The sequence below is a fragment of the Streptomyces hygroscopicus genome, from assembly GCF_026168105.1.
GTDB classification, from domain to species: Bacteria; Actinomycetota; Actinomycetes; order Streptomycetales; family Streptomycetaceae; genus Streptomyces; species Streptomyces hygroscopicus_D.
The window spans coordinates 1-1,631 of record NZ_LBMW01000145.1; the positions used below are offsets into that span (position 1 = coordinate 1).

The 1,631-nt window shown below is 66.4% G+C and carries 2 protein-coding genes; both read right to left on the bottom strand.

The window, feature by feature from the left end:
- Window positions 1–1,271: non-ribosomal peptide synthetase (locus tag AAW14_RS39285; RefSeq protein WP_265569254.1), on the bottom strand; the 1,271-nt coding region annotated here is incomplete at its 3' end.
- Window positions 1,234–1,631, bottom strand: a 398-nt coding sequence (locus tag AAW14_RS39290) for an AMP-binding protein (protein ID WP_265569255.1), incomplete at its 5' end; no start/stop codon positions are given. The genes AAW14_RS39285 and AAW14_RS39290, both read right to left, overlap by 38 nt.

Sequence of the window (1,631 nt, forward strand, 5' to 3'; positions counted from 1 at the left end):
GCGAGCAGAGAGTGACCGCCCAACGCGAAAAAGTCCTCATCGACCCCGACCTCCGCCAGCCCCAGAACCTGGCCGAACACACCGCAGAGCAACTCCTCCTGGACACTCGCCGGACCACGCCCCCCACCCGCCGTGTACTCCGGAGCAGGCAGCGCCTTGCGGTCCAGCTTCCCGTTGGCAGTCAACGGCAGCACATCCAGCACCACGACCGCCGACGGCACCATGTACGAAGGCAGACTCAACCCTGCACGCACACGCAACTCCGCACCATCCACAGCAGACCCCGGACGCAAAACCGCATAAGCGACCAGCCGCACATCACCCGGAACATCCTCACGAACCGCCACCGCCACCTGGGCAACCCCCGGGTGCGAAGCCATCACAGCCTCCACCTCACCCGGCTCGATCCGGAAACCACGCACCTTCACCTGATCATCCGCACGCCCCAAACACTCCAACTGCCCATCCCGCGTCCACCGCGCCACATCACCCGTGCGATACATCCGCCCGCCACCCAACTCGAACGGACACGCCGTAAACCGCTCCGCCGTCAACCCCGGCCGACCCAGATACCCCCGCGCAACCTGCACCCCCGCCAAATACAACTCACCCGCCACACCCGCAGGCACCGGCCGCAACCACTCATCCAGCACAAAAGCCCGCACCCCCGCAAACGGACGCCCCACCACCACCGCACCCACACCCGACACCACCGCCGACGTAGCCCACACCGTCACCTCCGTCGGCCCATACACATTCACCACCGACGCACCAGTGGCCACCATCCGCGCCGCCAACCCACCCGACAACGCCTCACCACCCACCAGCATCCGCACCCACACAGGCCACACACCCACCTCCAACAACCCCCGCCACAACGACGGCACACCCTGCACCACCGTCGCCCCCGACGACACCACCAACCCCAACAACGCCCCCGCATCCCGCACCACCTCACGGGAAGCCACCACCACACACGCACCCGACACCAACGGCAAGAACAACTCCAACACCGCAATATCGAACGACACCGTCGTCACCGCCACCAAACGATCACCACCACACAACGACACCCGCTCCCCCACACCCCCCAAATGCGCCGCCAACGCACCATGCGACACCACCACACCCTTCGGCCGCCCCGTCGACCCCGACGTATAAATCACATACGCCGCATCCCCCGACCCAACCACCACATCCAGATCACCGGCATCCAACCCCGCCAACACCGGATCATCCACCAGCACCCGCACCACACCCACCGGCACCACCGCCGCACACCCCACCGAAGTCACCACACACACCGGCACAGCATCCCCCACGCTCCAAACACACCCCCACCACAGAACCCACACCCACACCACGCGACACCAGCAACCGCGCCAAGCGGTTCACCCGCCCATCCAACTCGGCATACGACACCTCCACACCCTCAAACACCACCGCCACCGCATCCGGCGTCCGCGCCACCTGCGCCCGGAACAACCCCGGCAGCAACACCGACACCCCCGACGCACCCTCACCACCCCACTCCACCAACACCCGCTCACGCTCAACCGCGTCCAACACCTCCACCGCAGCCACAGGCAAATCCGGATCCACCACCACTGCACCCAGCACCCGCACCAAAC